Source organism: Parasediminibacterium sp. HNIBRBA5674, from assembly GCF_056745525.1.
Window position 1 is genome coordinate 66,654 of record NZ_JBQWIE010000015.1, and the last position, 23,331, is coordinate 89,984.

The 23,331-nt window shown below is 36.9% G+C and carries 17 protein-coding genes; 9 read left to right on the plus strand and 8 right to left on the minus strand.

What is annotated here, in order from left to right:
• Positions 1–307: 307 nt before the first annotated feature.
• Positions 308–613, plus strand: coding sequence for a hypothetical protein (locus ACT9TX_RS09375; RefSeq protein WP_481338023.1), 306 nt, complete (start codon positions 308–310; stop codon positions 611–613).
• 50 nt (positions 614–663) lie between these two features.
• Here ACT9TX_RS09375 and ACT9TX_RS09380 read toward each other — a convergent pair whose 3' ends face one another.
• The 8 genes from ACT9TX_RS09380 to ACT9TX_RS09415 form a co-directional block, all read right to left on the minus strand.
• Positions 664–2,325, minus strand: a complete 1,662-nt coding sequence (locus ACT9TX_RS09380; RefSeq protein WP_481338024.1) for an NADPH-dependent assimilatory sulfite reductase hemoprotein subunit — start codon at positions 2,323–2,325, stop codon at positions 664–666.
• Positions 2,326–2,768: 443 nt separating this feature from the next.
• Entirely contained in the window at positions 2,769–4,475 is a 1,707-nt protein-coding gene (locus ACT9TX_RS09385) for a diflavin oxidoreductase (protein WP_481338025.1), read from the minus strand.
• An 84-nt stretch (positions 4,476–4,559) separates the two neighbouring features.
• The gene (cobA, locus tag ACT9TX_RS09390; RefSeq protein WP_481338026.1) at positions 4,560–5,372 is read right to left on the minus strand and encodes a uroporphyrinogen-III C-methyltransferase; all 813 of its coding nucleotides are present in this window, start codon (positions 5,370–5,372) and stop codon (positions 4,560–4,562) included.
• A 122-nt stretch (positions 5,373–5,494) separates the two neighbouring features.
• Positions 5,495–6,406, minus strand: coding sequence for a cysteine synthase A (cysK, locus tag ACT9TX_RS09395; RefSeq protein ID WP_481338027.1), 912 nt, complete (start codon positions 6,404–6,406; stop codon positions 5,495–5,497).
• Positions 6,407–6,433: 27 nt separating this feature from the next.
• Positions 6,434–7,267 carry a serine O-acetyltransferase gene (locus ACT9TX_RS09400; RefSeq protein WP_481338028.1) on the minus strand — a complete coding sequence of 278 codons (834 nt, stop codon included), beginning with the start codon at positions 7,265–7,267 and terminating at the stop codon, positions 6,434–6,436.
• 13 nt (positions 7,268–7,280) lie between these two features.
• Positions 7,281–8,522, minus strand: a complete 1,242-nt coding sequence (locus ACT9TX_RS09405) for a sulfate adenylyltransferase subunit 1 (RefSeq protein WP_481338029.1) — start codon at positions 8,520–8,522, stop codon at positions 7,281–7,283.
• A gap of 128 nt (positions 8,523–8,650) precedes the next feature.
• Positions 8,651–9,559, minus strand: coding sequence for a sulfate adenylyltransferase subunit CysD (gene cysD, locus ACT9TX_RS09410; RefSeq protein WP_481338030.1), 909 nt, complete (start codon positions 9,557–9,559; stop codon positions 8,651–8,653).
• 72 nt (positions 9,560–9,631) lie between these two features.
• Positions 9,632–10,348, minus strand: a complete 717-nt coding sequence (locus ACT9TX_RS09415) for a phosphoadenylyl-sulfate reductase (RefSeq protein ID WP_481338031.1) — start codon at positions 10,346–10,348, stop codon at positions 9,632–9,634.
• A 674-nt stretch (positions 10,349–11,022) separates the two neighbouring features.
• Between ACT9TX_RS09415 and ACT9TX_RS09420 the strand changes: the two genes are divergently transcribed.
• The 8 genes from ACT9TX_RS09420 to ACT9TX_RS09455 all read left to right on the plus strand — a co-directional run.
• A complete protein-coding gene (locus ACT9TX_RS09420; protein ID WP_481338039.1) occupies positions 11,023–11,544 on the plus strand; it encodes an RNA polymerase sigma factor in 522 nt (173 codons plus the stop codon).
• Between the two features lie 78 nt (positions 11,545–11,622).
• Positions 11,623–12,699, plus strand: a complete 1,077-nt coding sequence (locus ACT9TX_RS09425) for a FecR family protein (RefSeq protein WP_481338032.1) — start codon at positions 11,623–11,625, stop codon at positions 12,697–12,699.
• A 16-nt stretch (positions 12,700–12,715) separates the two neighbouring features.
• Entirely contained in the window at positions 12,716–15,946 is a 3,231-nt protein-coding gene (locus ACT9TX_RS09430; RefSeq protein WP_481338033.1) for a SusC/RagA family TonB-linked outer membrane protein, read from the plus strand.
• Positions 15,947–15,957: 11 nt separating this feature from the next.
• A complete protein-coding gene (locus ACT9TX_RS09435; RefSeq protein ID WP_481338034.1) occupies positions 15,958–17,343 on the plus strand; it encodes a RagB/SusD family nutrient uptake outer membrane protein in 1,386 nt (461 codons plus the stop codon).
• A 29-nt stretch (positions 17,344–17,372) separates the two neighbouring features.
• Positions 17,373–18,980 (plus strand): T9SS type A sorting domain-containing protein, encoded by a 1,608-nt coding sequence (locus tag ACT9TX_RS09440; protein ID WP_481338035.1) that lies wholly within the window; start codon positions 17,373–17,375, stop codon positions 18,978–18,980.
• Positions 18,981–19,092: 112 nt separating this feature from the next.
• Positions 19,093–20,379, plus strand: coding sequence for a YdcF family protein (locus tag ACT9TX_RS09445; protein WP_481338036.1), 1,287 nt, complete (start codon positions 19,093–19,095; stop codon positions 20,377–20,379).
• Positions 20,380–20,395: 16 nt separating this feature from the next.
• Positions 20,396–21,286 carry a DUF6528 family protein gene (locus ACT9TX_RS09450; protein ID WP_481338037.1) on the plus strand — a complete coding sequence of 297 codons (891 nt, stop codon included), beginning with the start codon at positions 20,396–20,398 and terminating at the stop codon, positions 21,284–21,286.
• A gap of 108 nt (positions 21,287–21,394) precedes the next feature.
• Positions 21,395–23,331 (plus strand): hypothetical protein (locus ACT9TX_RS09455; protein ID WP_481338038.1); only part of this gene is annotated, 1,937 nt, incomplete at its 3' end.

The window sequence follows — 23,331 nt, forward strand, 5'->3', positions numbered from 1 at the left end:
GGTGTAAAGCTTTGCCTAGGTAGTTCTTAATCACGAAGAATTTGCTACGGTAAATGTAAATAAATCAATCCTTTTCTGCTAGTAGAGTCTCTTTAGTTTAGTGCTAAGTGCTTTAAACTACAACGAGTTAGGAAGATTATGCAGAAACTATAAATCGCTAATGGAATCAGCAGAAAAAAATAACGAAACTTTCTGCTATAAAACTATTATTCTATAAAGTTTAAACAGGCACATAAAGTTAAAGAAAATACAAGCAATAAGCTTGGCACGGTTTTATAACAAGATGGGTACATTGAAAAAATGAACAATGAAAAAAGCACTATTTCTATTATTAGGTTCAGCACTTACTATAAGCGCCATGGCACAAGTACCTACACAAACTACACCTACAAAAAAAGCTGCTGAAAAAGCAGTGGTTAAAGATGTAAAGGAGTTAAAAGAAGCTCGTAAAGAGCGTAATACTGATATTGCATATGGTAGGCTTAAATCTGCTAGTGCAGAACAAAAGCATATTAATGCACACCGTAAACATTTGAATGCTAACAAAAAGCACTTAAAAAATAAAGGTGTAACTACACCAGTTGAAGATGCAAAAGCAAAAGTAAAATCTTAGTATTACATCATTTACAAATAAGGCTCGCAAAAATTGCGAGCCTTATTATTTTAAACTAGTTTTTGACGCATTACAAAGTCGCCAAATGTTTCTTTTTTCTTTCTGTCTTTTTTATATTGGCCAAATAAAATGTCAAGCTCTTGTATAATAGCGGTCTCGTCTAGTTGTTCTTTGTATTTGGTGTTTAGTCTTGTGCCTTCTCTATCGCCACCAATGTGTAAGTTATAATGCCCAGCCGATGTACCTACTAAACCAATTTCTGCTGCATAAGGCCTTGCACAACCATTAGGGCAGCCCGTCATGCGAATAACGATGTCGTCTTTTTCAAGTTTGTATTTCGCCAATAACGGATCTACTTTGCTAATTAATGCTGGTAAATAACGTTGCGCTTCTGCCAATGCCAAAGGGCAAGTTGGTAAAGCCACACAGGCCATCGAATTTATCCGCAAGCCAGTTAAATTGCTTTGCTTTTCTATAATCTGATACTCGTTTAGCAATGCCTCTACCACATCCTTATCAGCTTCTGCTATATCGCTTAAAATCAGGTTTTGATTACTCGTAAATCTGAATGTGCATTTACCAGCTTCTGCTATTGCTAGCAAGGCAGATTTTAATGGATAATCATTCTCATCCGTCACTCTACCATGTTCTACAAATAAGGTATAGTGCCATTTGTCTTGATAATCTTTTACCCAACCGTACTCATCTTTTCTTGCAGTAAATGTCACTTCTTTGGCAGGCTCAAGTGCAAAGCCAATGCGACTTTCAAGCTCTTTGGTAAAAGCTTCCACACCCATTTTGTCAAGTGTATATTTCAAGCGGGCTAGCTTTCTATCAGCACGGTTGCCAAAATCTCTTTGTATAGTTAATACTTCATAAACGGCTTTCAAAGTTTTTTCTTCTGTATCGGTAAAGCCAATTACGGTTGCCAATCTTGGATAGGTATTCGGGTTGCCATGCGTAGCCGATAAACCGCCACCAACAGCTATGTTGAAGCCCTTGAGCTCGTTGTTTTCTATGATGGCTATTAACCCCAAATCGTTGGTTAAAACGTCTACCTCATTGTTAGGTGGTATGGCTATACCAATTTTAAATTTACGAGGTAAGTATCTGTCTTGATACAATGGGTCGGCCTCATTAATTTCTGCAATCTTTTCTTCATCTAGCCATATCTCATAGTAAGCCCTTGTTTTAGGCAACAATAGCTGACTAATTTTATCTGCATAAGCATGTACTTGCGCATGAATAGGCGATTGGTGTGGGTGCGATGCACAAGCCACATTTCTATTCACATCACCACAAGCGGCAATAGAATCTAAACCTACCTGACTAAAACTTTGTAGCGTAGGTTTGATGGCACTTTTTAAAATGCCATGCAATTGTATCGTTTGCCTTGTGGTAATTTTAATAACACCAGTTGAATACTTGCCAGCAATATGATGCGCAGCCACCCACTGTGGCGCAGTAATTAAACCGCCAGGTATGCGCATCCTTACCATAAAAGAATACAATTTATCTAGCTTTTTCTCGGCACGTTCTTCACGCAAGTCACGGTCATCTTGCTCGTACATACCATGAAACTTTACCAATGCATGGTCGTCTTCACGCACAGCACCAGTAATCTCGTCTTGCAAGCTTTCACGCAGCGTACCACGCAGCCCTTGACTTCTCAGTTTTATATGTTCTACCGCAGATAATTGTTGTTTTTCCATGTTGCCCCTAACCCCTAAAGGGGGATTTTAATATCGATTTGCATCGATGAATGAATATTATTTTGGTTACCAGCAATAACGCTTTTATCAACGTCTGTTGCAAGTTCATGCTGAGTTTACGAAGCACCTATTTGTACGTTTGTCACTTTATGCAGCTTTTATTGTAGCGTAGTTTTAACCACAACGGCACAAAGTTTCACAACGCTTTATTCTTGTAAAAAGAGCTTTGGCTAAAGCCAAGTTCGATTTTGTTTTAACCCAAGCTTTAAAGCTTGGGTTAGTTATGTTTGTAACTTGGCTTTAGCCAAAGTTTATCTACGCTTAAATGCTCAATACACATTCTATAGTTGCAGTGTGCGACGCAACTAAAGTTTAATGCTTGTTCTAGCGCTCGTTACATAAAAACACTTCGCTTTCATTCACTATTCACCACTAACTATTCACTAATAAAGGTCTTCCATATATCGCAACTCATCCTTCATTTTCTCAAAGTATTCTGCCGCTTGTTCTTCTGTTTTATTGCCCTGCTCTTTGATGATTTGAACCAGCGTGTGTTCTACATCTTTACCCATTGGGTTTTTAGTGCCAGCAAGGTACACAACGGCACCGTTATCTATCCATTCGTACAGTTCTTTTGCTTGCTGCAACATGCGATGCTGTACATATACTTTCTCTTCTTGGTCTCTACTAAATGCCAAACTGATTTTGGTTAACACACCTGTGCTGTACCAGTTTTGCCACTCGGTTTGGTATGAGAAATCGGTGGTAAAATGTTGGTCACCAAAAAACAACCAGTTGCGTCCAGTAGCGCCAGTGGCATCACGTTCGGCCACAAAAGCACGAAACGGCGCAATACCAGTGCCAGGGCCAATCATAATGATGTCTTTGGTTGGTTCTACCAGCTTGAAACGCTTGTTTGGCTGTATAAAAAAGTTAAGCTGTGTATCGGGCTTTTGCAACGATAAATAGCGAGAACACAATCCAAATTTCTGCACACCATCTACTTCAAAAACATCTTTCGCTACGGTTAAGTGTACCTCACCAGTATGTGCAATTGGTGACGATGCAATGGTGTACAAACGTGGTGGTATGGCATTTAAAATACCAAGCACTTCTTCAAATTGTTCGCCACTTTTTACCGGATAAATTTTTAGTAAATCCAATAAATCCATACGTACAATTGGTATCTCTTGCCCAATAATAGCAGCGTATTTTTTGATGGTATTTTCTTGTAAGTAAGCAATGTTGGCTTTCTTAGTTAATACGTTCAATATCGTGTCAGACTCTTTCTTAAACTCAACAATTTTCTCTTGATTAATGCCTACGATTGTTAGAATTTCTATTGCAACTTCTAAGTCATTTTCTGGCACTACACCAAGCGAATTACCACATTCGTACTCAATATCGTCTGCAATAATTTCTATGTGATGGGTTTGTTTATTGCTACCGCTACCATTTAAGTTAATGTTGGCAGCAATAGTACCTGTGTAAGTTTTTTTAGTAGTTACACGCTTAGCAGGTGCAGCCACAACAGCAGGTGTAGGCGCAACAACAGCAGTAGGTGCATTGATGGTTTGTAACACTTGGTTAAACCATTCATTTGCCTCAGTATCGTAATCTAAATCACACTTTTTTAAAGGCGCAAATCGTGTAGCACCAAGCTTTTCAAATTGTGCATCTACATCTTCACCAGTTTTGCAAAACATAGGATAAGAGGTATCGCCAAGAGCCAAAACACCGTACTTCATTTTAGGCACGGTAAAACCATTTTGGTGAATATGGTCGTAGAATTTTTTGGCACCAACAGGTGGTTCGCCATCACCTTGCGTACTGATAACCGTAACAAAATAGTCTTCTTTTGCAAGGTCAGCTAAACGATATTGATCCAGGCTTACCAACTTAGCATTAATGCCTACTTTTTTTGCTTTAGCAGCAAAGTCAGAAGCGAGTTTTTTTGAGTTGCCAGTTTCTGTACCATAAGCAATGGTTACCTTTCGCGAAGCGACACTAGCATGTGCAGCAATAGGTGCTGTGCTGGTAGTGCCAATGCTTAATTTGCCAGCAATATAGCCATGTATCCACGTTAACTCTTCCTTTGAAAGCGTTGCTATCAAAGCGTTCCATTGCTGTAGTCTTGCTTCATCCAACATAAAAAAATCTATTTTTTATTGTCATGCTGAGGAACGAAGCATCTAACGATTTTCGATTAGACCCTTCCTTCGTCAGGGTGACAGTTATTTTGCTGTCAGTTCTTTAAAAATGCTACCATCAGTTGCTGCGGTTTCAAACCATTTAAACTGATGATGTAAGCTTACCACTTCACCCACAATTACCAAACTAGGCGAGCTAAATTGGATGTCTTTAAAGTCGGCGGCGCATTTTTGCAATGTGCTAATGCTTACTTTTTGGTGAGGCGTGGTAGCTTGTTCTATTACGGCTATTGGTGTGTTTTTCTTAGGTGCATAGCGGGTAAGTAATTCTGCTAAATAGCCCACATTTTTCGATGCCATATAAAACACCAAAGTGTCTTCAGTTGCAGCCAAGTAACGCCATTTTTCAGGGCGATAATTAGTGCTAGGGTTAAACGTTATCCATTGAACACCTTGGGCAAAACTTCTAGCCGTTAAAGGAATACCTGTGTAGGCTGAAGCCCCTGCAGCAGCGGTAATGCCGGGTATAATTTCAAAAGGAATGTCTTTATCAAGCAACGCATACAACTCGTCAAGTACATTGCTAAAAAAGGCAACATCGCCACCTTTTAAACGCAATACACGCTTGCCTTTTAAAGCATGTGCTACTATTAAAGCGTTTATTTCATCTTGCGTATAAGAGGCATCGTTATAGGCTTGTTTACCAGCAATAATTACTTCTACATCTTTAAGAGCATTATTGGTAATGATATCAGGATTTACCAAGCGGTCGCTAATAATAACATCGGCAATAGCTAGTTGCTTTTGCAGTTTAATGGTAATTAATTCTGCATCGCCTGGCCCTGCACCTGCTATTACCACGTAGCCTTTGGTTGATATGTTGTTGCTTGCTTGCATGTTTTACTTTACCACATAGGCACAAAGACACATAGAGTCGTTTTATTGCTTTGTTGTTTAATTACATAGTTTTTAAACCCAGTTTACTTTGTGCCTATCTGTCTATGTGGTTAATATGTATTTTAGAATAAACCTTCAATTGATAAATATCTTTCGCCTGTATCGTAGTTAAACGTTAACACCGTTGCACCCTCAGGTATGTCAGCAAGTTTCTTAGCCACTGCTGCTAACGATGCACCAGTAGAAACACCCACTAAAATACCTTCTTCTTTAGCTATGCGTTGTGCGTAGGTATATGCTTCATCTTTACTTACTTGAATAACACCGTCTAAAATCTCAGTGTTTAAAATAGATGGTACAAAACCTGCACCAATACCTTGTAATGGGTGAGGGCCTGGTGCACCACCACTTAATACTGGCGATAATTCTGGCTCAACAGCAAATACTTTTAGGTTAGGAAATTTTGCTTTTAAAACTTCTGCAACACCTGTAATGTGACCACCTGTACCTACACCAGTAATAATATAATCAAGCCCATCAGGAAAATCAGCAGCAATTTCTAATGCTGTGGTTTGGCGGTGAATCTCACTGTTAGCAGGATTATCAAATTGTTGAGGCATCCACGCATTTGGTGTGCTAGCAGTTAATTCCGTAGCTTTTGCAATAGCGCCTTTCATGCCTAATTCTCTTGGTGTTAGTACAAATTCAGCACCATATAAAGCCATTAAACGTCTACGTTCAATGCTCATACTTTCTGGCATTACTAAAATAATTTTATAGCCTTTTACAGCCGCCACCAATGCTAAACCAATGCCTGTGTTGCCAGATGTAGGTTCGATGATTACACTATCTTTATTTAGTAAACCTTTTTCTTCAGCATCTTCAATCATTGCAAGCGCAATACGATCTTTAATGCTTGAGCCTGGGTTTGTTTTTTCTAGTTTTATATATACTTGGTGCTTACTGCCAAACAACTTGTTGATTTGTACATGAGGTGTATTACCAATGGTTTGTAGAATGTTAGTTGCTTTCATAATCTATGATTAAAAATGATTGAATGATTATATGACAAAATTTAAAACTTCAGAAAAATCATAACTGCCTTTTACAGTGATTTCGCTTTTATGGTACACAATTGAAAATGCTTCTACGCTATTTGTAAGCCAAACATTACCGCCAATGGTAGAATCATGACCAATAACTGTTTTGCCACCAAGTATGGTAGCACCGCTGTATATCACCACATTATCTTGAATAGTTGGGTGACGTTTTTTGCTAGCACTTGCTTTATTTACATTCAAAGCACCAAGTGTTACGCCTTGATAAATTTTTACATTATTACCAATAATGGCTGTTTCGCCAATAACAATACCAGTGCCATGGTCTATTGTAAAACGTTCACCAATGGTTGCGCCAGGATGAATATCAATACCAGTTTTACTATGTGCATATTCTGATAGCAAACGAGGTAAGGTTGGTATTTTTTGCGTGTGTAATTGATGCGCTATGCGATGTACAGCTGTTGCGTAAAAACCAGGGTATGCCACCAATACTTCCTCAATAGAAGTTGCTGCTGGGTCAAACTCTAAAGTGGCATTAGCATCCTTAATCAATTGATTGTACAGAGTAGGTAATACTTCAAAGAAAATCTCAGTATTTTTCTCTACTAGTTCTTTACTTTTCAGTAAATCAAATAGTATTACCTCAAACGTACTTTTATGATTTTGATAGCGCTGTAAAAGCGTTTCTGCTGTATGAAATTTCTCTCTACATGAAGCAAATAAAAACGTAAATAAATCATCAATAAATTGCTCGGTTAGTTCCTTGTCAGGAAAGTTGCCAAAGCAGTTTTTATTGCGCTCAAGTAATTGTTGTATGAAGTTACTATCAGTCATTATCTATTGTTAATTATTGAATCATGCAAGCACCAACTGTTACATTACTTGTCTCGTCTATTAAAATAGCGCCGCCATTTACACGCAAATTTTTATAGCTGTCAAATGCAACAGGTATAGCTGTTTTAATGGTTGCTTTTACAATATCGTTCAAGCCAGCGCTTTCTATATTTTCTTCCTTCTCAAGTGTGTTTACGTTCAGTTTGTACGCAATGTCTTTTACTACACTTCTTACTCTTGTACTGTTTATTTGAAGTAAGTATTTTTTACCAGCAGTTAATGGTTTGCTATCCATCCAACACAATACTACTTCTAATTCTTGCTCAACTTGTGGTAAGTCTTTATCGTTCACAATCACATCACCACGGCTCACATCTACATCATCTGCTAGGTGCAGAATGATACTTTGCGGTGCAAATGCTTCTGCTACTTCTTTACCACCCAATTCAATTTTTGATACTTTGCTTTTTACGCCAGAAGGCAGCACTGTAATGCTATCACCAACTTTATAAATACCGCTGATAATTTTACCTGCATAGCCTCTATAATCGTGCAATTCTTCTGTTTGTGGACGCACCACATATTGCACAGGAAAACGACTATTAGTAAGATTAATATCATCTGCAATAGATACATTTTCTAAATGGTTTAACAAGGTATCGCCTTCATACCAAGGTAAGTTGGTAGATCTGTCAACAAGATTGTCACCATTTAAGGCGCTAATTGGTATGTAAGTAACATCTTTAATGCCTAGTTGCTTTGCTAGTTCTGCATAATCAATCAAAATGTTGTTGTACACATCTTGCGAATATTCAACCAAATCCATCTTGTTTACAGCCACCACAACATGTGGAATATTTAGCAAAGAAGCAATAATAGAATGTCTTCTCGTTTGTTCAATAACCCCTTTTCTAGCGTCAATCAAAATGATGATGAGCTCAGAGTTTGAAGCACCAGTTACCATGTTTCTAGTGTACTGAATATGGCCAGGTGCATCTGCAATAATGAACTTACGTTTTGGCGTAGAAAAATATTTGTAAGCCACGTCAATCGTAATGCCTTGCTCTCTTTCAGCACGCAAACCATCGGTTAATAAAGCCAAGTCAATCTCACCATCTTCACGGTTTTTGGTTTGCTTTTCTATTGCTTCAAGGTGGTCTATCATAATGCTTTTGCTGTCATACAATAAACGACCAATTAAGGTGCTTTTTCCATCATCTACACTGCCTGCGGTTATAAATCTTAGTAAGTCCATATGCTTTATTACGATGTACGTTTTTTCTTTTTTGTAATCAACTTTTGTTTTCCAATTTAGCATCGTTGCGTCGCACACTGCAACGGTTTGATACTTTATTGAGCTTTATCTAAGCGTAGTTTTATCGCCTAGAAATAACCATTCTTTTTACGATCTTCCATGGCAGCTTCACTCACTTTATCATCAATTCTTGTTTCGCCACGTTCACTTGTTTTGGTAGCAATTATTTCATTGATAATATCGTCAATACTGCTTGCATCGCTTTCTACGGCTGCAGTACAAGTCATATCACCAACGGTACGGTAACGTACTTTTTTTACAGAAACTTTATCGTTTGGTTCTAACTGGATAAACTCTGACATTGCCACATATTGACCCTCAAATTCCAACACTTCTCTATCATGTGCAAAGTAGATAGAAGGCAAAACGATGTTTTCTCTTTTGATATAATTCCAAATGTCCAATTCTGTCCAGTTGCTAATAGGAAACACACGAACGTTTTCGCCTTTGTCTATTTTGCCGTTGTAAATATTCCACAATTCAGGGCGTTGCAATTTTGGGTTCCATTGTCCAAACTCGTCACGAACCGAAAAAATTCTTTCTTTAGCTCTTGCTTTTTCTTCATCACGTCTTGCACCACCAATACAAGCATCAAACTTAAATTCTTCAATAGTATCCAATAAAGTATAGGTTTGTAAAGCATTACGGCTTGCAAACTTGCCTTTTGGTTCGGTTAAATTTTTAGCTTTAATAGTATCTTCTACATTGCGTACAATTAATCTTTCACCAAGATCATTCGCCAATTTATCACGATAATCCAACGCTTCTTGAAAGTTGTGACCAGTATCTATATGTACCAATGGAAAAGGAAATTTTCCTGGACGAAATGCTTTTAATGCCAAATGCACCAATACAATCGAATCTTTACCACCAGAAAACAATAGGGCAGGACGTTCAAATTGACCAGCCACTTCTCTCATAATGTGGATGGATTCTGATTCTAATTGGTCTAAATAATCTAATCTGTAATTGCTCATAATACGCTTTGTAATTGTGATAATCGAATGGTAAAAATCATCTTAACTGACTATTGCCCATTCACTATTGACTTATTGATGTACATGCAAGCCGCATTCTTTTTTGCTTGCGTCTTCCCACCACCAGCGGCCAGCTCTAAAATCTTCGCCAGGTTTTACAGCTCTTGTACAAGGTAAACAGCCAATACTTACAAAGCCTCTGTCGTGCAAAGGATTATATGGTATATTATGTTTGCTGATTGCCTCCTTCACTTGCTCGGTGGTATAGTGTAATAAAGGATGATATTTAATAATATTGTTACTTTCGTCCCATTCTAGCATTTCCAAGTTTTCTCTATCAGGTGAATGTTCTGCTCTTAAACCAGTTACCCAAACTTCATTACCAGCCAAAGCTCTTTTTAGCGGCTCTACTTTTCTAATATAGCAGCAACTTTTTCTGTTTTCTACACTTTCGTAAAAAGAATTGGGGCCTTTTTCTGCAACAAAATTTTGTAGTGCTTCGGCTTGAGGATAATAGGCTTTAATATGCGTATTGTAACGTTCGTTTGTGCTGTTCCAAACGCTATAAGTCTCTGAAAATAAACGACCTGTGTCTAATGTAAAAATGCTAATCGGTAATTGATTAGCTAGTATTTCGTGGCTGATTAATTGGTCTTCAAAACTAAAACTTGAAGAAAAAGTAACCTTCCCAGAAAATTTATTTGCAAGTAATTCCAAACTTTCCCTTACTTTTAACCCACCAATTTGGTAGACTAATGATGTAAGGTCGATTGAATTGTTATTTGACATTTAATTTTTAATTTTTTTGTTATGACTTTTTTTGAGAGAAGTAGTAGCTAAAAGTGTTTCTAAGATTATATTTTATGCATGCAACAGCACCGTTTATATAGATTAGTATGTAGGAATTTTGTTTGCATAAAAAGAAACTCTACTTGTTTGGTAGGCGAAGATAGGGGATGCCATTTAATTTCCCATAGCAAAATGAGAAAATGGTTGCGTTTTTCTACTTTTTTAATTTAAATGCCTCACACACCCACAAGTTATGCCAATATGATATTGACATGTAACTGATAATACAATAACATGATAATAGTCGGTTATTAGAATACGCTTGTAAAATAAATTAAATATGATAAGATGAGTTTGACAAGAAAATTCCAGTGTTACGTTTTTTTCCTTCATGCTGTGCGTAGCGTCTTATTAGAATTTCTAAAAATTATATGAATAAACTAGCTAATTTATTTATTGGCAAAAATGTTAATCTCTTTTACGCAATTACTACTGTTTTGATTAACAAACTAACGTTTCGGTGTGCTATTAATGATTTTTTAATGTGCTAAACCCTTTTAAGCGGTTGCGCCAATCTACTTTTGACAAAATCAAAATACTGCACTATCATTCATCAATCACAAATAGAACTTATTAGATGCCTACAAATAGGGGATACTCAAGCGTTCAATAAGTTGTATCAAGCGTTTTATAAAATTGTGTTTGCTAATATTTTTAAGCTTATAAAAAATCAAAATGAAGCGGAAGAAATATTACAGGACGTGTTTGTTGCCTTATGGCAAAATAGAGATAAAATAGATGCATCGCAATCATTACTAGGCTGGTTAATAGTAGTTAGCTACAATAAGTCAATCAATTTTCTGGAAAAACGTGTACAAATAGCATTAGCTAATACCACTAATAATTTACCCATTAACCAGAGTGAGGTAATAAATATTGACCATGAAATAGTGGAACAGCAGTTAGCTATTTTTAATGAGGCTGTTGAAAATTTGCCATTACGAAAAAGGCAGGCATTTATTCTTTGTAAGCTAGAAGGCAAAACTTATGAAGAAGCCGCAAATATTCTTGGTATATCTACTAATACCGTAAAAGAGCATGTACATTTTGCTTTTAAATTAATAAAAGCGTATTCACAAAAAGCATCTCTTAATAGTGCCTGCACAGCTTTTTTACTGTACACTTTGTACAAATAATTTTTGGTAACAATTACATAACATTTCTATACCCTACTATTGTTGCTTGGTCCTGTATTTAAGATATACATATAGACCATGGAAGAAATAGTACAATTGATTGAAAAATTTTGGAATAATACTGCAACAACCGCAGAGTTGCAACTTTTGCAACGCTTACTCCAACTTCATAGGCAAGATTTTGAAACTTATTTTGTAAATCAATACCATCTTATTGATGAGCAAATTGCCGAACGCATCTCACAATATAGAGCATCAGAATTACTCGAAGGCATCCATCAACAAATAGAGCAATTAGGCGAAACTAAAGTAGAAGCACCTTCTAAATTTGTATCAATCAATTATTGGTATCGTATGGCAGGCGCTATTGCTGCATGTGCCATATTAATTGTTGGTATATTTTTAGTAGTTAATCAACAATCACAAAAGTTAAAAGATACTGCCAAAGTTTCTACGGTTGTTCCTCAAGGTTTAGTTGGTAATACAAACAATACCAATGCTAAACAAAAAATAATGCTTACTGATGGTTCTGTAATTGAATTATATCCTAATAGTTCGCTTTCATACAATCAACCATTTATCAATAACAAAAGAGAGATTAACTTGGTAGGTACTGCCATTTTTAAGGTTGCGAAAGACAAAACAAAGCCCTTTACTGTGTATGCAAATGGTATAGCTACCACGGCATTAGGCACTACTTTTAAAGTAATTGGTAACCAAGCATCTGTAAATGTGCAACTATATGAAGGTAAGGTGGTGATAAAGAAAATAGGGGTTGCGGGTAAAGAAAAATATCTATTACCTAGCCAGCAGCTAGTATATAACCTTATAACAGACCTAGCTACAATTACTAGTATTAATAATGCAACATTGCCACTTATAAATAGTACAACAGCAAAAGCTAATAACAAGCTACAAAATGCTAATAAAGCTGCCAAATCCCTATTATTTAAAGCACAGCCTTTTACCGAAGTAATTGCACAGCTAGAAAAGCAATACAACACTACCATTAAAATTGAGGCTTCAACTGTAAACACAATTAATGTAACTGCAGAATTCACAGAAACGGATGCGTTGATAGACATTTTAAATACAATATGCGGTATCAACGGTTTATCTGTAACCCAACAAGGCAATACTTATATTATTAAATAAAAAAGAGAAGTAGTAAATGAAACTTGTAAATAAAATGACCAAAAAAATGAGAGATAGAAGTTCTACAATAGCAATGCGCAAAGAAATTATTTATTTGTTACTTACTATAATGTGTATTACAAATGTAGGCAAAGCACAAAGTGGTAATGCAGCAATTGGGATAGTTAAAAACGAAGCAGGTACAGTATTACCATCCATTAATGTAACCGTAAAAAACAACAAAACAAAGTTTAGTGCCAGTACTATTACCGATGAAAAAGGGATGTTTAAATTTGCAAAATTGCCCATTGGCACAGGTTTTACCTTCAATTTTTCAAATATTGGTTATCAATCGCAAGAGTTTACTGGTTATCAGGTTAAAGAAGGTGAAACGATAACATTATTGGTAAAAATGAAGGAAGCTGTTGATAACCTTTCTGATGTGGTAGTAGTAGGATACGGCTCTCAACAAAAAAATGCAGTGTCTGGTGCTATTGGCAGCATAAAAGGCGATGATATTTCAGGGCAGCCAGTTACAGGTTTTGACAAAGCCATAGCTGGCAAAGTAGCTGGTGTGCAAATATTACAAAGTAATGGTACACCTGGTACTAGCTCTACCATACGCATTAGAGGTACTGGCTCTATTACAGCAGGTAACGACCCACTTATTGTGGTGGATGGCGTGCCTTTAGATAGATTAAGCATTGCATTTGAAACCATTAACCAAAACGATATTGCCTCTATAGAGGTATTGAAGGATGCAGCCGCTTCAGCTATTTATGGATCTCGTGGCTCTAACGGTGTGTTGTTGATTACTACAAAACAAGGCGAAGCAGGAAAATTAAAAATAAGCTACAACGCTTTTGGTGGCTATCAAGAAGTAACCAAAAAAATATCAATGATGGATGCGTATCAGTACGCAGCACTTAGTAAAGATGGGCATGATAACGCCTATTTAGATTTAACACCTACTGGCACAGCCGCTGATCCAGATAATATAAGATCACAAGGTTTTATGCGAACGCCATTAGAATTGTATCCTTACTTACAAGGTGTACAGGGGCTTACAAATACTAATTGGCAAGATGAAATTTTTAGAAAAGCATTTACCACCAACCACACCTTAAGCTTATCAGGCGGAAATCAAAATGTAAAATATTTTATTTCTGGCAATTACCTAAATCAAGATGGAACTATTATCAACTCTGGTTATAAACGATATTCACTGCGTACCAATCTTGATATAAAGTCCAACAAGTTCAAGTTCGGTATCAATTTTAGCCCGTCTTTTTCATCACGTAAACGAGTAAATTCAGATGATACTTACTCAAATCAAGGCATTGTATCATCTGCGTTGCAAATGACCCCAGTTTGGTCTGTTTACAATCCCGATGGATCTTATAATTTTCAAGGCAATGGTTATTGGCGTATTGGTACCGATTATCAGCACAACGAGATTTTAAACCCGGTTGCAGTTGCCAACCTCATTAAAGATGATATTTTTAATGTAAATATTATTGGCAAAGTTTATGCAGATTATGAGTTTGTAAAAAACCTACATTACAATGTATCGGTTGGTGGTGTGTATAGCACTTCACGTAACGATTATTACAGACCCTCAACTTTACCATCACTCGGTGCAGCTTTTTTTACTGCGGCATCAAACCCAACAGCTCGCTCCAGTTCAAACCTTAACTATAACTGGGTGGTAGAGCAAACACTTAATTACAAGGCAAAATATAAAAAGCATCATTTTACTGGCTTGGCAGGTTTTACATCGCAACGTGACTATATCAGTAGCTACAGCGTTAATGCTACCAATTTTCCTAACGATTTAATTACAACGGTTAGCGGTGGTCAGGCTTCTGGCGTAGGTGGCTCTATTAATGAGTGGTCACTTATTTCTTATTTACTGCGTTTACAGTACGATTATGCTGGTAAATATTTTCTTACAGCCTCTACTCGTACAGATGGATCCTCAAGGTTTGGTGTAGATAACAAATGGGGGAATTTTCCATCGGTTTCTGCTGCTTGGAAGTTGAATAGTGAAAATTTTTTTAGAAAAATGTCTTTTTTAAGTAACCTGAAGTTAAGAGCAAGTTATGGGCTTACGGGTAATTTTAATATTGGCAACTACGAATCTATTAGCCTATTAACAAGTGCCAATTATATTTTAGGTAGTAATATTAACAATTTAGGCTTAATAACCAATAATGTAACCAACAAAAACCTAGGTTGGGAAAAAAACTACATGTTTAATGCAGGGTTAGATGCAGGTTTTTTTGGTCAAAAATTAACCCTTGAACTAAACTATTATCGTGGTATTACAAAAGATTTATTATTAAATACACCAGTGCCAGCCACTACAGGCTTTTTAACCGCTAGGCAAAATGTAGGCAGTGTTATAAACTCTGGTATTGAGGCATCGGTTACAACCAACCACAATATTGGTAATTTTCATGTAAAAGTAAATGCCAATATTTCGGCCAATAAAAACGAGGTTGCATCGCTTGGACCAAATAATACACCTATTATTCAAACTGCTGGTACCAGCAACACCTACTTTATTACACAAGTGGGCAGTGCCATCGGCTCGTACTATTTGCTTAACAAAATAGGTATTTACAACACAGCAGCCGATTTAGCAAAGTATCCTGCATTTGCAAGTTCAAGGGCAGGTGATTTTAGGTTTGAGGATGTAGATGGTGATGGCATTTTAGATGTAGATAAAGACAGGAAGATTGTAGGTAAATATTTCCCAGATTACACATTTGGCGGCAATATTTCTATTGATTACAAAGGTTTTGATGTGTCAGCAACATTTCAAGGCTCGCAAGGCTACCAAATTGTAAATCTTCAAAAAAGATACCTTTCTAACCTTGAAGGTAACTTTAATAATACAGTAGATGGTATTAATCGTTGGCGTTCTGAAGCCAATCCTGGTAATGGTCAGTTAAGCCGTGCCAATAGAAAATCTACTGGTAATAATGGTCGTACATCAACTTATCATGTAGAAGATGGCTCATACGTTAGGCTACAAAACATAAATATTGCCTACAATTTACCTGTAAAGCTTTGTAGCAAGCTTGGTATTGCCAACGTTAAGTTTTACATCAGTGGTCAAAATCTTTATACGTGGACAAATTACTCGGGCTACAATCCAGAAGTAAACCTTTACGGAAATTCTGACGCCCTAACCCCAGGCGTAGATTATGGTGCTTATCCACTTGCCAAAACATTTGTATTTGGTACCAATATTAACTTTTAATACCACCAACAATGAAAAATAAATTAATTATCTCTCTCTCTCTGATCATCATCTTGGTAAGTTGTAAAAAAGATTTTTTAGAAATTGCTCCCCAATCATCAGCCAATGCTGAAACGTTTTATATAACAGCAGCCGACTATAACGCCGCACTTACTGGCTGCTACGCTACCACTAAAGATTATTTTAACACTTTGATAGAAATGACGGGCTATCGCTCAGATGAGTTGGCGCTTATTTCGCCAACGGCTGGTACACAGGATAGATACGATATAGACAAATTTGTAGACAAACCTGCCAATACTATTATTACCAATGCGTGGACAATGTTTTACAATGGTATTGAACGTTGTAACGAGGTGACAAGCCGTATTGGCAATGCTGCAATTAGCGATAGCCTTAAAAAAAGGTACGATGGTGAAGCTAAGTTTTTACGAGCCTTAAATTATTATTACGTAGCTCAGTTTTGGGGTAATGCGCCCATTATTTCGCAACCTATAAGCCCATCTGTAGCATTAACCATTGGCAGGGCAGATGTAGCTCAAGTGTACAGCTTTATTGAGCAAGATTTAATAACAGCCATACAAAATTTACCCAAAACTTATACAACTAACGATGCAGGTAGGGCAACAAATGGTGCAGCATTGGCACTATTGGCCAAAGTGTATTTAGCACAAAAAAAATATGTACAAGCCAACGATGTATTGAATACCCTTATTGCTCAAAACACATACCAATTACTTGCCTCAACTGCTTTGGTATTTGATGTTAATAATAAGCTGAATAAAGAAGTAATTTATGCTGTGCGCTACAATAAAGAATCTACTGGTAGTAGTCATGGTTTGTGGCTATCTACAACCGACACAGTATCTGCTACAGCTATTTCTAAATCGCTAATTAACGCTTATAGTGTTTCTGATAACAGACGAAATTTAATCAGATTTACCAAACAAGGTAATGTATTTGCTTTGAATAAATTTTTTGATATCCCATCTACCACCACAAAAAATGCAGGAAACGACTTAATTCTTTTACGCTATGCAGATGTATTATTAATGCAAGCAGAAGTATTAAACGAAATTGGATATGTTGCTAATAGTACTGCTTTTCAGTCATTAAATGCTATCAGAACAAGAGCAGGTTTAGCAGCTTACACTACCACCAATTTACCAGATCAACCAAGCTTTAGGAATGCTATTTATCAAGAGCGTCGTTTAGAATTTGCCATAGAAATGCATAGATGGTTCGATTTATTAAGAACTAATACCGCCAAAGTACAAATTGGATTAAATGAACTGATAACCATACAAGATTATCAATCATTATTTCCTATTCCTTCATCTGAAATACAGAAATACAATAACCCTAGCTTATTTGGCCAAAACCCTGGCTATAACTAAACACTATAAACAACACTAAATAAATTGAAATGAAAAAAATTGTAACTTTTATTGTAGGTATTGGCTTTGTTATGGGTGCATTTGCACAAAATTTTAATCCCGCCAACTTGGTAGTTTTTAGGGCAGGCGATGGCACGGCCTCAATCGCAACCAATATAGCAGCACCTATTTTTTTAGATGAATTTACAACTACAGGTACCTTAGTACAAAGTGTAGCATTGCCCAAAACTACTGTTGGTAGCAACAAAAGAATATTTACCAGTGGCACATCTACCAGCGAAGGGCAAATTACACGCTCAGTAAACGGCTTATACATTTTTGCAGTTGGTTACGATGCAGATTCTGCCTCTTTTGGTACTGGAACTACTAGCTTATCTGGCTCAGCATCTGCCACTACTAACCGTATTGTTGCAAGAATAGATAATTCTAAAAATATTAATACCGCTACTGCACTCACAGATTTCGCATCGGGTGCCAATGCTCGGTCTTGCGTCTCAGACGATGGCACTAATATTTGGTGTGTTGGTGGTAGCGGTGGCGTTATTTACAATACCATCGGGTCTACCGCAGCATCTACAGTGGTTGCAAATACCACTACCAATCTTAGAACCATCAATATTTTTAACGGGCAATTATACATAAGCACAGGCTCAGGTACAGGCCGTGTAGCCACTGTAGGTGCAGGCTTATCTACCACTAGTGGACAAGCGATTACCCCACTTGTGGGCATTTCTAGTACCAATTTAAATAGCCCTTACCAATTTTTGTTGTTTGATATGGATGCCACAGTAGCTGGGCCAGACGTGCTGTACTTAGTAGATGATGCCACCACCACACCGGGTATTAGAAAATACTCTTTAGTAGGTGGTACTTGGGTAAATAATGGTGTGGTAGATGCTACGGTAGGTTATCGTGGGTTAGCTGGTGCTACAACTGGTAGTACGGTAAATTTATTTGCCGTAAAAAATGCCAATGCGCTTATTTCTTTAATAGATGCTTCTGGCTATAATGGCAACTTTACAGCAACACCTACTACTTTAGCTACTGCACCTACTGGTACGGCTTTTAGAGGTGTATGCTTTGCACCATCTGCCACTGCGTTACCATTAAATTTATTATCGTTTAATGCTGCTAAAGTAGCCAACCAAGTAAACCTTTGGTGGAGTACTAGTAACGAAATAAACACAGCAGCTTTTGATGTAGAACAAAGCGCCAACAGTATTGATTTCTATACCGTAGGTACTGTTGTTTCTAAAAATACTACCCAGTTAAACAGCTACCAACACTCGGTTTCTGCAAAAAATGGTTATAATTATTATAGGCTAAAAATGATGGATAAAGACGGTAAATTTACTTACAGCCCAGTTGTAAAAATAGATGATGCCAGCACCGTTGCCAATCTATCTATTTACCCAAACCCTGCTACAAATAGTATTGCGATAAACCACTTACCAGCGAGCTACAATTCAACCATTAGTATTACAGATGCTGCAGGAAGAGTACTTGTAAAAAAACTAGTTGCAACTAATGAGCAAGCAACAAGTATAAATGTTAGTGACTTAAGCCAAGGCAGCTATTTCGCAACATTTAGCAATGGCAACAATGCCTTGCAAACAGTGGGTTTTATAAAAAAATAGAACGCTGGTTTAATTAACAATTTTAGCACTACGGCTTGGCAAAAATTTGAAAAACTATTAAACAAACATACTAATTGTTGGTTGCAGCAATGCACATTGGCAAACTTAAAAAATGGCAAAAATGCTAGAAAATAAAACACACAAAAAAAAGGCTGTTATTGGGTTTCTGCTACCGCTTTTATTGTGGGTGCAAGTAAGTTTTACGCAAAATTTTTCTAGCAATTACCAATTTTTAAAAAGCAAATCTTATGTGCAGGATAAAATTTTTTATTTGTTTACGTTAATAGAAAATTTGCCCGCCGTAGCTGCCATTTTTAAAACTGATACTGCTTTGGTTGGCATAAAAAACAACCGCCTAAAACTGCTGGCAAATGCAGCAACCACTTGTAAAGAAAATGTGACTTGCCATGTAAATAACCTGCAATGGCAAAGCCAAGATGTGGCCGCTGTTGGCAATGTTTTAGTAAGGCTTTTTAGGCAGCAACCAGCCGTAAAACAAATGGTGGCAAAGCACATGCGGCCATCGGGGTATTACCAAAAATACCAAGATGATACCGATGAATTTTTGTTGGTAAAAGCTTGGCAGGATGTAGCACAGGGTATGAACTTAATAATGAAAACCTATGCGTTAGGTATTAAACCAAAATATCCTTTAATAGATTCTGCCAGCTACGATTTGGCAACTCTTATTTACCGAGAAAATATAAATATTGTGGTTACGGTTTTAAATGAGTTATCAACCCAATTGCCACTGTTTTATCAGCCATCGCTAAATTTTTCGTTGCAGTTGTTAGATGTAAATATGAGGGATGAAGCCGCAAGGTTTGAGCCATTGACAACCGCCAATAAAAAAGTAATAGCATATTTGCCCACTGTAAAATGGCAGCAATTTAAATACAATGCTATACTAATTCCGGGTGCTGGGCCAGATATTGATAAAGCAGCAATTGATCCTTGGGCAAAAAGCAGGATACAAATTGCGGTAGATAGATTTAATAAAAAATTGGCACCCATTATCATTGTTTCTGGTGGGTTTGTAAAGCCATTTCAAACACCATTTTGCGAAGGGCTTGAAATGAAGAAATACCTAATGCAGCAGTTTAAAATACCAGAAGAGTGCATTATTTTAGAACCATTTGCAAGGCACACCACTACCAATATTCGCAATGCCGTAAGGTTAATGTATCGCTACAAAATACCTGTTGCAAAAACCACATTGGTTATAAGCGATATGTACCAAACTAAAACCATGCAAAGCGAAAAATTTAAACAACGCTGCCTTACAGAATTGGGGTATTATCCATTTGTATCTATACTACCTATTGGCATTTTTGAAACTGAATTTTTAGCCGCAAAAATAGCTTTGCATGTAGACAGTTTAGACCCATTAGACCCATAAAAAAATACCTAAAAAAATGAAAAATAACTTATTGCTAATTTGCCTGTTTGGCACTTTTGTTTCGTATGGGCAAACCCAAAAACAAAGCATTGTTTTTTGTGGTGATGATAAATTAACAGTGGCTAATTATACCATGTCGTCAGATAGTGTACCCGCTATTGTATGGCAATGGCAACCGAAGTTTTCAACTGAATTACCAAGGCTATTTAGAGAAAAATATTTGCGAACATTAGATGAGTGTAAGCCAATCAATGATGGTAAAGATTTTTTAGTTACCTCATCTAAAGGGGCTGTAGCATTGGTAAACAGGGCTAGCAACAAAACCACATTTTACGCCCAAGCACCCAATGCACACTCTGCCGAATTATTACCCAATCGTAAAATTGCAGTGGCATTATCTACGGCTGATAATGGCAATGCGATACAAATATTCGACCTTAATAAATCGGATGTAGTATTATGTAGCGATAATTTTTATGCAGCACATGGTGTTATTTGGGATGATGAAAAACAGGTATTATATGCCTTAGGGTACGATGAATTAAGGGTATATCAAATAGAAGATTTAGCGACAAATAAACCATCGTTAAAAAAAATAGAGAGTTATAAAATACCCGACCGTTCTGGCCATGATTTGCAATGGATGCCTGATAAAAAACAACTCATTTTTACAACTGAATTTGGTGTATTTACCTTTGATATTACCTCTAAAACTTTTGCCCCCTTTAAAGAGTTAGAAGGGCAAAGAGATATAAAATGTGTTACATTTCATCCTGTTACAAAACAATTGATGTACATCAAATCAGAAGAAAGTTGGTGGAGTTTTCATATTAGTTTTCTCAATCCAAACAATCAACTAGCAATACCAGCTATACGTCTTTATAAGGCGAGATGGCTAACTAACTGATAATTAATTAAAATTTTACAAAATATTAGTGTATACTTATATAAAAAGTATGCCTCTGCTATTTCTTTACCCAAATATAAATAATCAATCATTAAGAAAAAAACAAAAATGACAAAGCACATTTACAAACCATCCAAAACAATCAAACTGTTTGGTGTTACAAACAAAACAATTTTATTATTACTTGTATTAAGTGGCATTGCTGGCAAATCATTTAGCCAATCTTTCACCGCTGGTAGGCTAATTGTACAGCAAATAACCCAAGGGGGTAGTTCCGCACTTACTACTAATGGGGCTACTGTTAATTTACTTGAATACCAATTAAATGGTACTGCTGGTACTAGCTTAACATTGCCTACCACTACTACTACAAATATTACCAATCGTATAGCACAAGGTGGTACTACTACTACGGATGGGCAAATAAATTTAGCCACCAATGGACGCTATATTATCATCCCTGGCTATGATGGTAATACTTCAACAACGGCACTTACAACTACCAATGGTGGTAATAGGGTAGTAGCTAGGGTAGATGCAGCACAAACAGTGAATACTATGGCATTTTCCAACGCCTCTACTTATAAATCTAATGCCTTTCGATCTGCTACTTCTATAGATGGCTCTCAATTTTGGTTAGGTGGTACCGCTAGCTCAAGTGGTGATGGTACAGATGGTATTAGGACCGTTGCTTATAATAATAGCAATGCCACTAGCGCAACCATCACTACATCACTCACTTCTAGATCTGGTACTAATGACGTAAATAATATTCGCTCCATAAAAATTTTTAACGGTAACGTTTATTATTCCACTGGATCTGGTACGCAAGGTATTTATATGTTGTCAGGTCTGCCCACCACGGCAGCATCACCGCTTACACCAACAACAGTAATTACTGGTACTACTCAACCTAACAGTTTTGTGATATTATCTGCAGGGGGTAGTAATTTAGTAATGTATGTTGCTGATGGTAACAGTAGCAGTACTTATGGCATTTATAAATATTATTTTAATGGTACATCATGGTCAGCAAAAGGGAGTGTACTTTTATCTAGTGTACAACTTTTTGGGCTTATAGGCTATATATCGGGTACTACTGTAAATTTATATGCTACTAGCCAAGCTAGCTTGTATAGTATTGCTGATGCTGCTGGCTTTGTAAACACAATGTCTGGTTCATTTTCAACTGCATTAGCTACTGCGCCTACCAATACCGCATTTAGGGGTGTAGCATTTTCGCCTATTGATATTGCTACGCAGCCAGCTGCTACAACAGTGCTAAGTGGGGCAGATGCCACATTTACTATTACTATGAATGCGGCAGATGCTAGCACCAATTATAGTTATCAATGGCAATCTAGTGCAGATGGTAGTACCAACTGGACTAATGTAGCTTCTAATGGCACAGGTATAAGTTCTGGCAGTAATAATATCACCAATACCTTGACTGTTGCTGCGGCTAATTCGGCATTATACTACCGTTGTGTAGTAACCTATATGGGGCAATATGTTTTAAACTCCAATACTGCTTTGCTTACGCTTAGCAATACCGTAAGTTCCAACCTAACTCTACAAAATCTTACAGTAGCAAGTGGTGCAACGTTAACCGTAAATGCAGGCATAAACCTTACTATTACTGGCACACTTACCAATAATGGCACTATCGCTAATAATGGTAATATTACTATACAATCTAATGCTTCTGCCTCAGGTGCATTTATCAATAATTCAGCTTCTACAATACCCAATGTTACTTTACAACAATGGATTACAGGTCAGCGTGGTTACAGAGTATTATCAAATCCGTTTTTTACTGCTTTAACACCTGCATCATCAATTAGCAATACCATAGCAGATATTAGTGGTACAAATTATATTAAAACGTATAATTCGAATAATACATGGACAAGTAATCAAACAGTACCAGCCAATACAGCTTATGCAGTGTTCTTAAGAGGCTTAAAAACTGATTTTAACGGTACACCAGGGTTAACTAATTACGTAGATTCAAGTAAACCTACAGCTTTTGCTTATGGTGTTAC

Coding starts and splice junctions, on each gene's coding strand:
- ACT9TX_RS09400 (WP_481338028.1), bottom strand. CDS start 7,267: ATGACTGATAGTAACTTCATACAACAATTACTTGAGCGCAATAAAAAC.
- ACT9TX_RS09440 (WP_481338035.1), top strand. CDS start 17,373: ATGAAAAAAATTGTAACTTTTATTGTAGGTATTGGCTTTGTTATGGGT.
- ACT9TX_RS09415 (WP_481338031.1), bottom strand. CDS start 10,348: ATGTCAAATAACAATTCAATCGACCTTACATCATTAGTCTACCAAATT.
- cysK (WP_481338027.1), bottom strand. CDS start 6,406: ATGAAAGCAACTAACATTCTACAAACCATTGGTAATACACCTCATGTA.
- ACT9TX_RS09430 (WP_481338033.1), top strand. CDS start 12,716: ATGAAACTTGTAAATAAAATGACCAAAAAAATGAGAGATAGAAGTTCT.
- ACT9TX_RS09375 (WP_481338023.1), top strand. CDS start 308: ATGAAAAAAGCACTATTTCTATTATTAGGTTCAGCACTTACTATAAGC.
- ACT9TX_RS09435 (WP_481338034.1), top strand. CDS start 15,958: ATGAAAAATAAATTAATTATCTCTCTCTCTCTGATCATCATCTTGGTA.
- ACT9TX_RS09380 (WP_481338024.1), bottom strand. CDS start 2,325: ATGGAAAAACAACAATTATCTGCGGTAGAACATATAAAACTGAGAAGT.
- ACT9TX_RS09405 (WP_481338029.1), bottom strand. CDS start 8,522: ATGGACTTACTAAGATTTATAACCGCAGGCAGTGTAGATGATGGAAAA.
- cysD (WP_481338030.1), bottom strand. CDS start 9,559: ATGAGCAATTACAGATTAGATTATTTAGACCAATTAGAATCAGAATCC.
- cobA (WP_481338026.1), bottom strand. CDS start 5,372: ATGCAAGCAAGCAACAACATATCAACCAAAGGCTACGTGGTAATAGCA.
- ACT9TX_RS09385 (WP_481338025.1), bottom strand. CDS start 4,475: ATGTTGGATGAAGCAAGACTACAGCAATGGAACGCTTTGATAGCAACG.
- ACT9TX_RS09425 (WP_481338032.1), top strand. CDS start 11,623: ATGGAAGAAATAGTACAATTGATTGAAAAATTTTGGAATAATACTGCA.
- ACT9TX_RS09450 (WP_481338037.1), top strand. CDS start 20,396: ATGAAAAATAACTTATTGCTAATTTGCCTGTTTGGCACTTTTGTTTCG.
- ACT9TX_RS09445 (WP_481338036.1), top strand. CDS start 19,093: ATGGCAAAAATGCTAGAAAATAAAACACACAAAAAAAAGGCTGTTATT.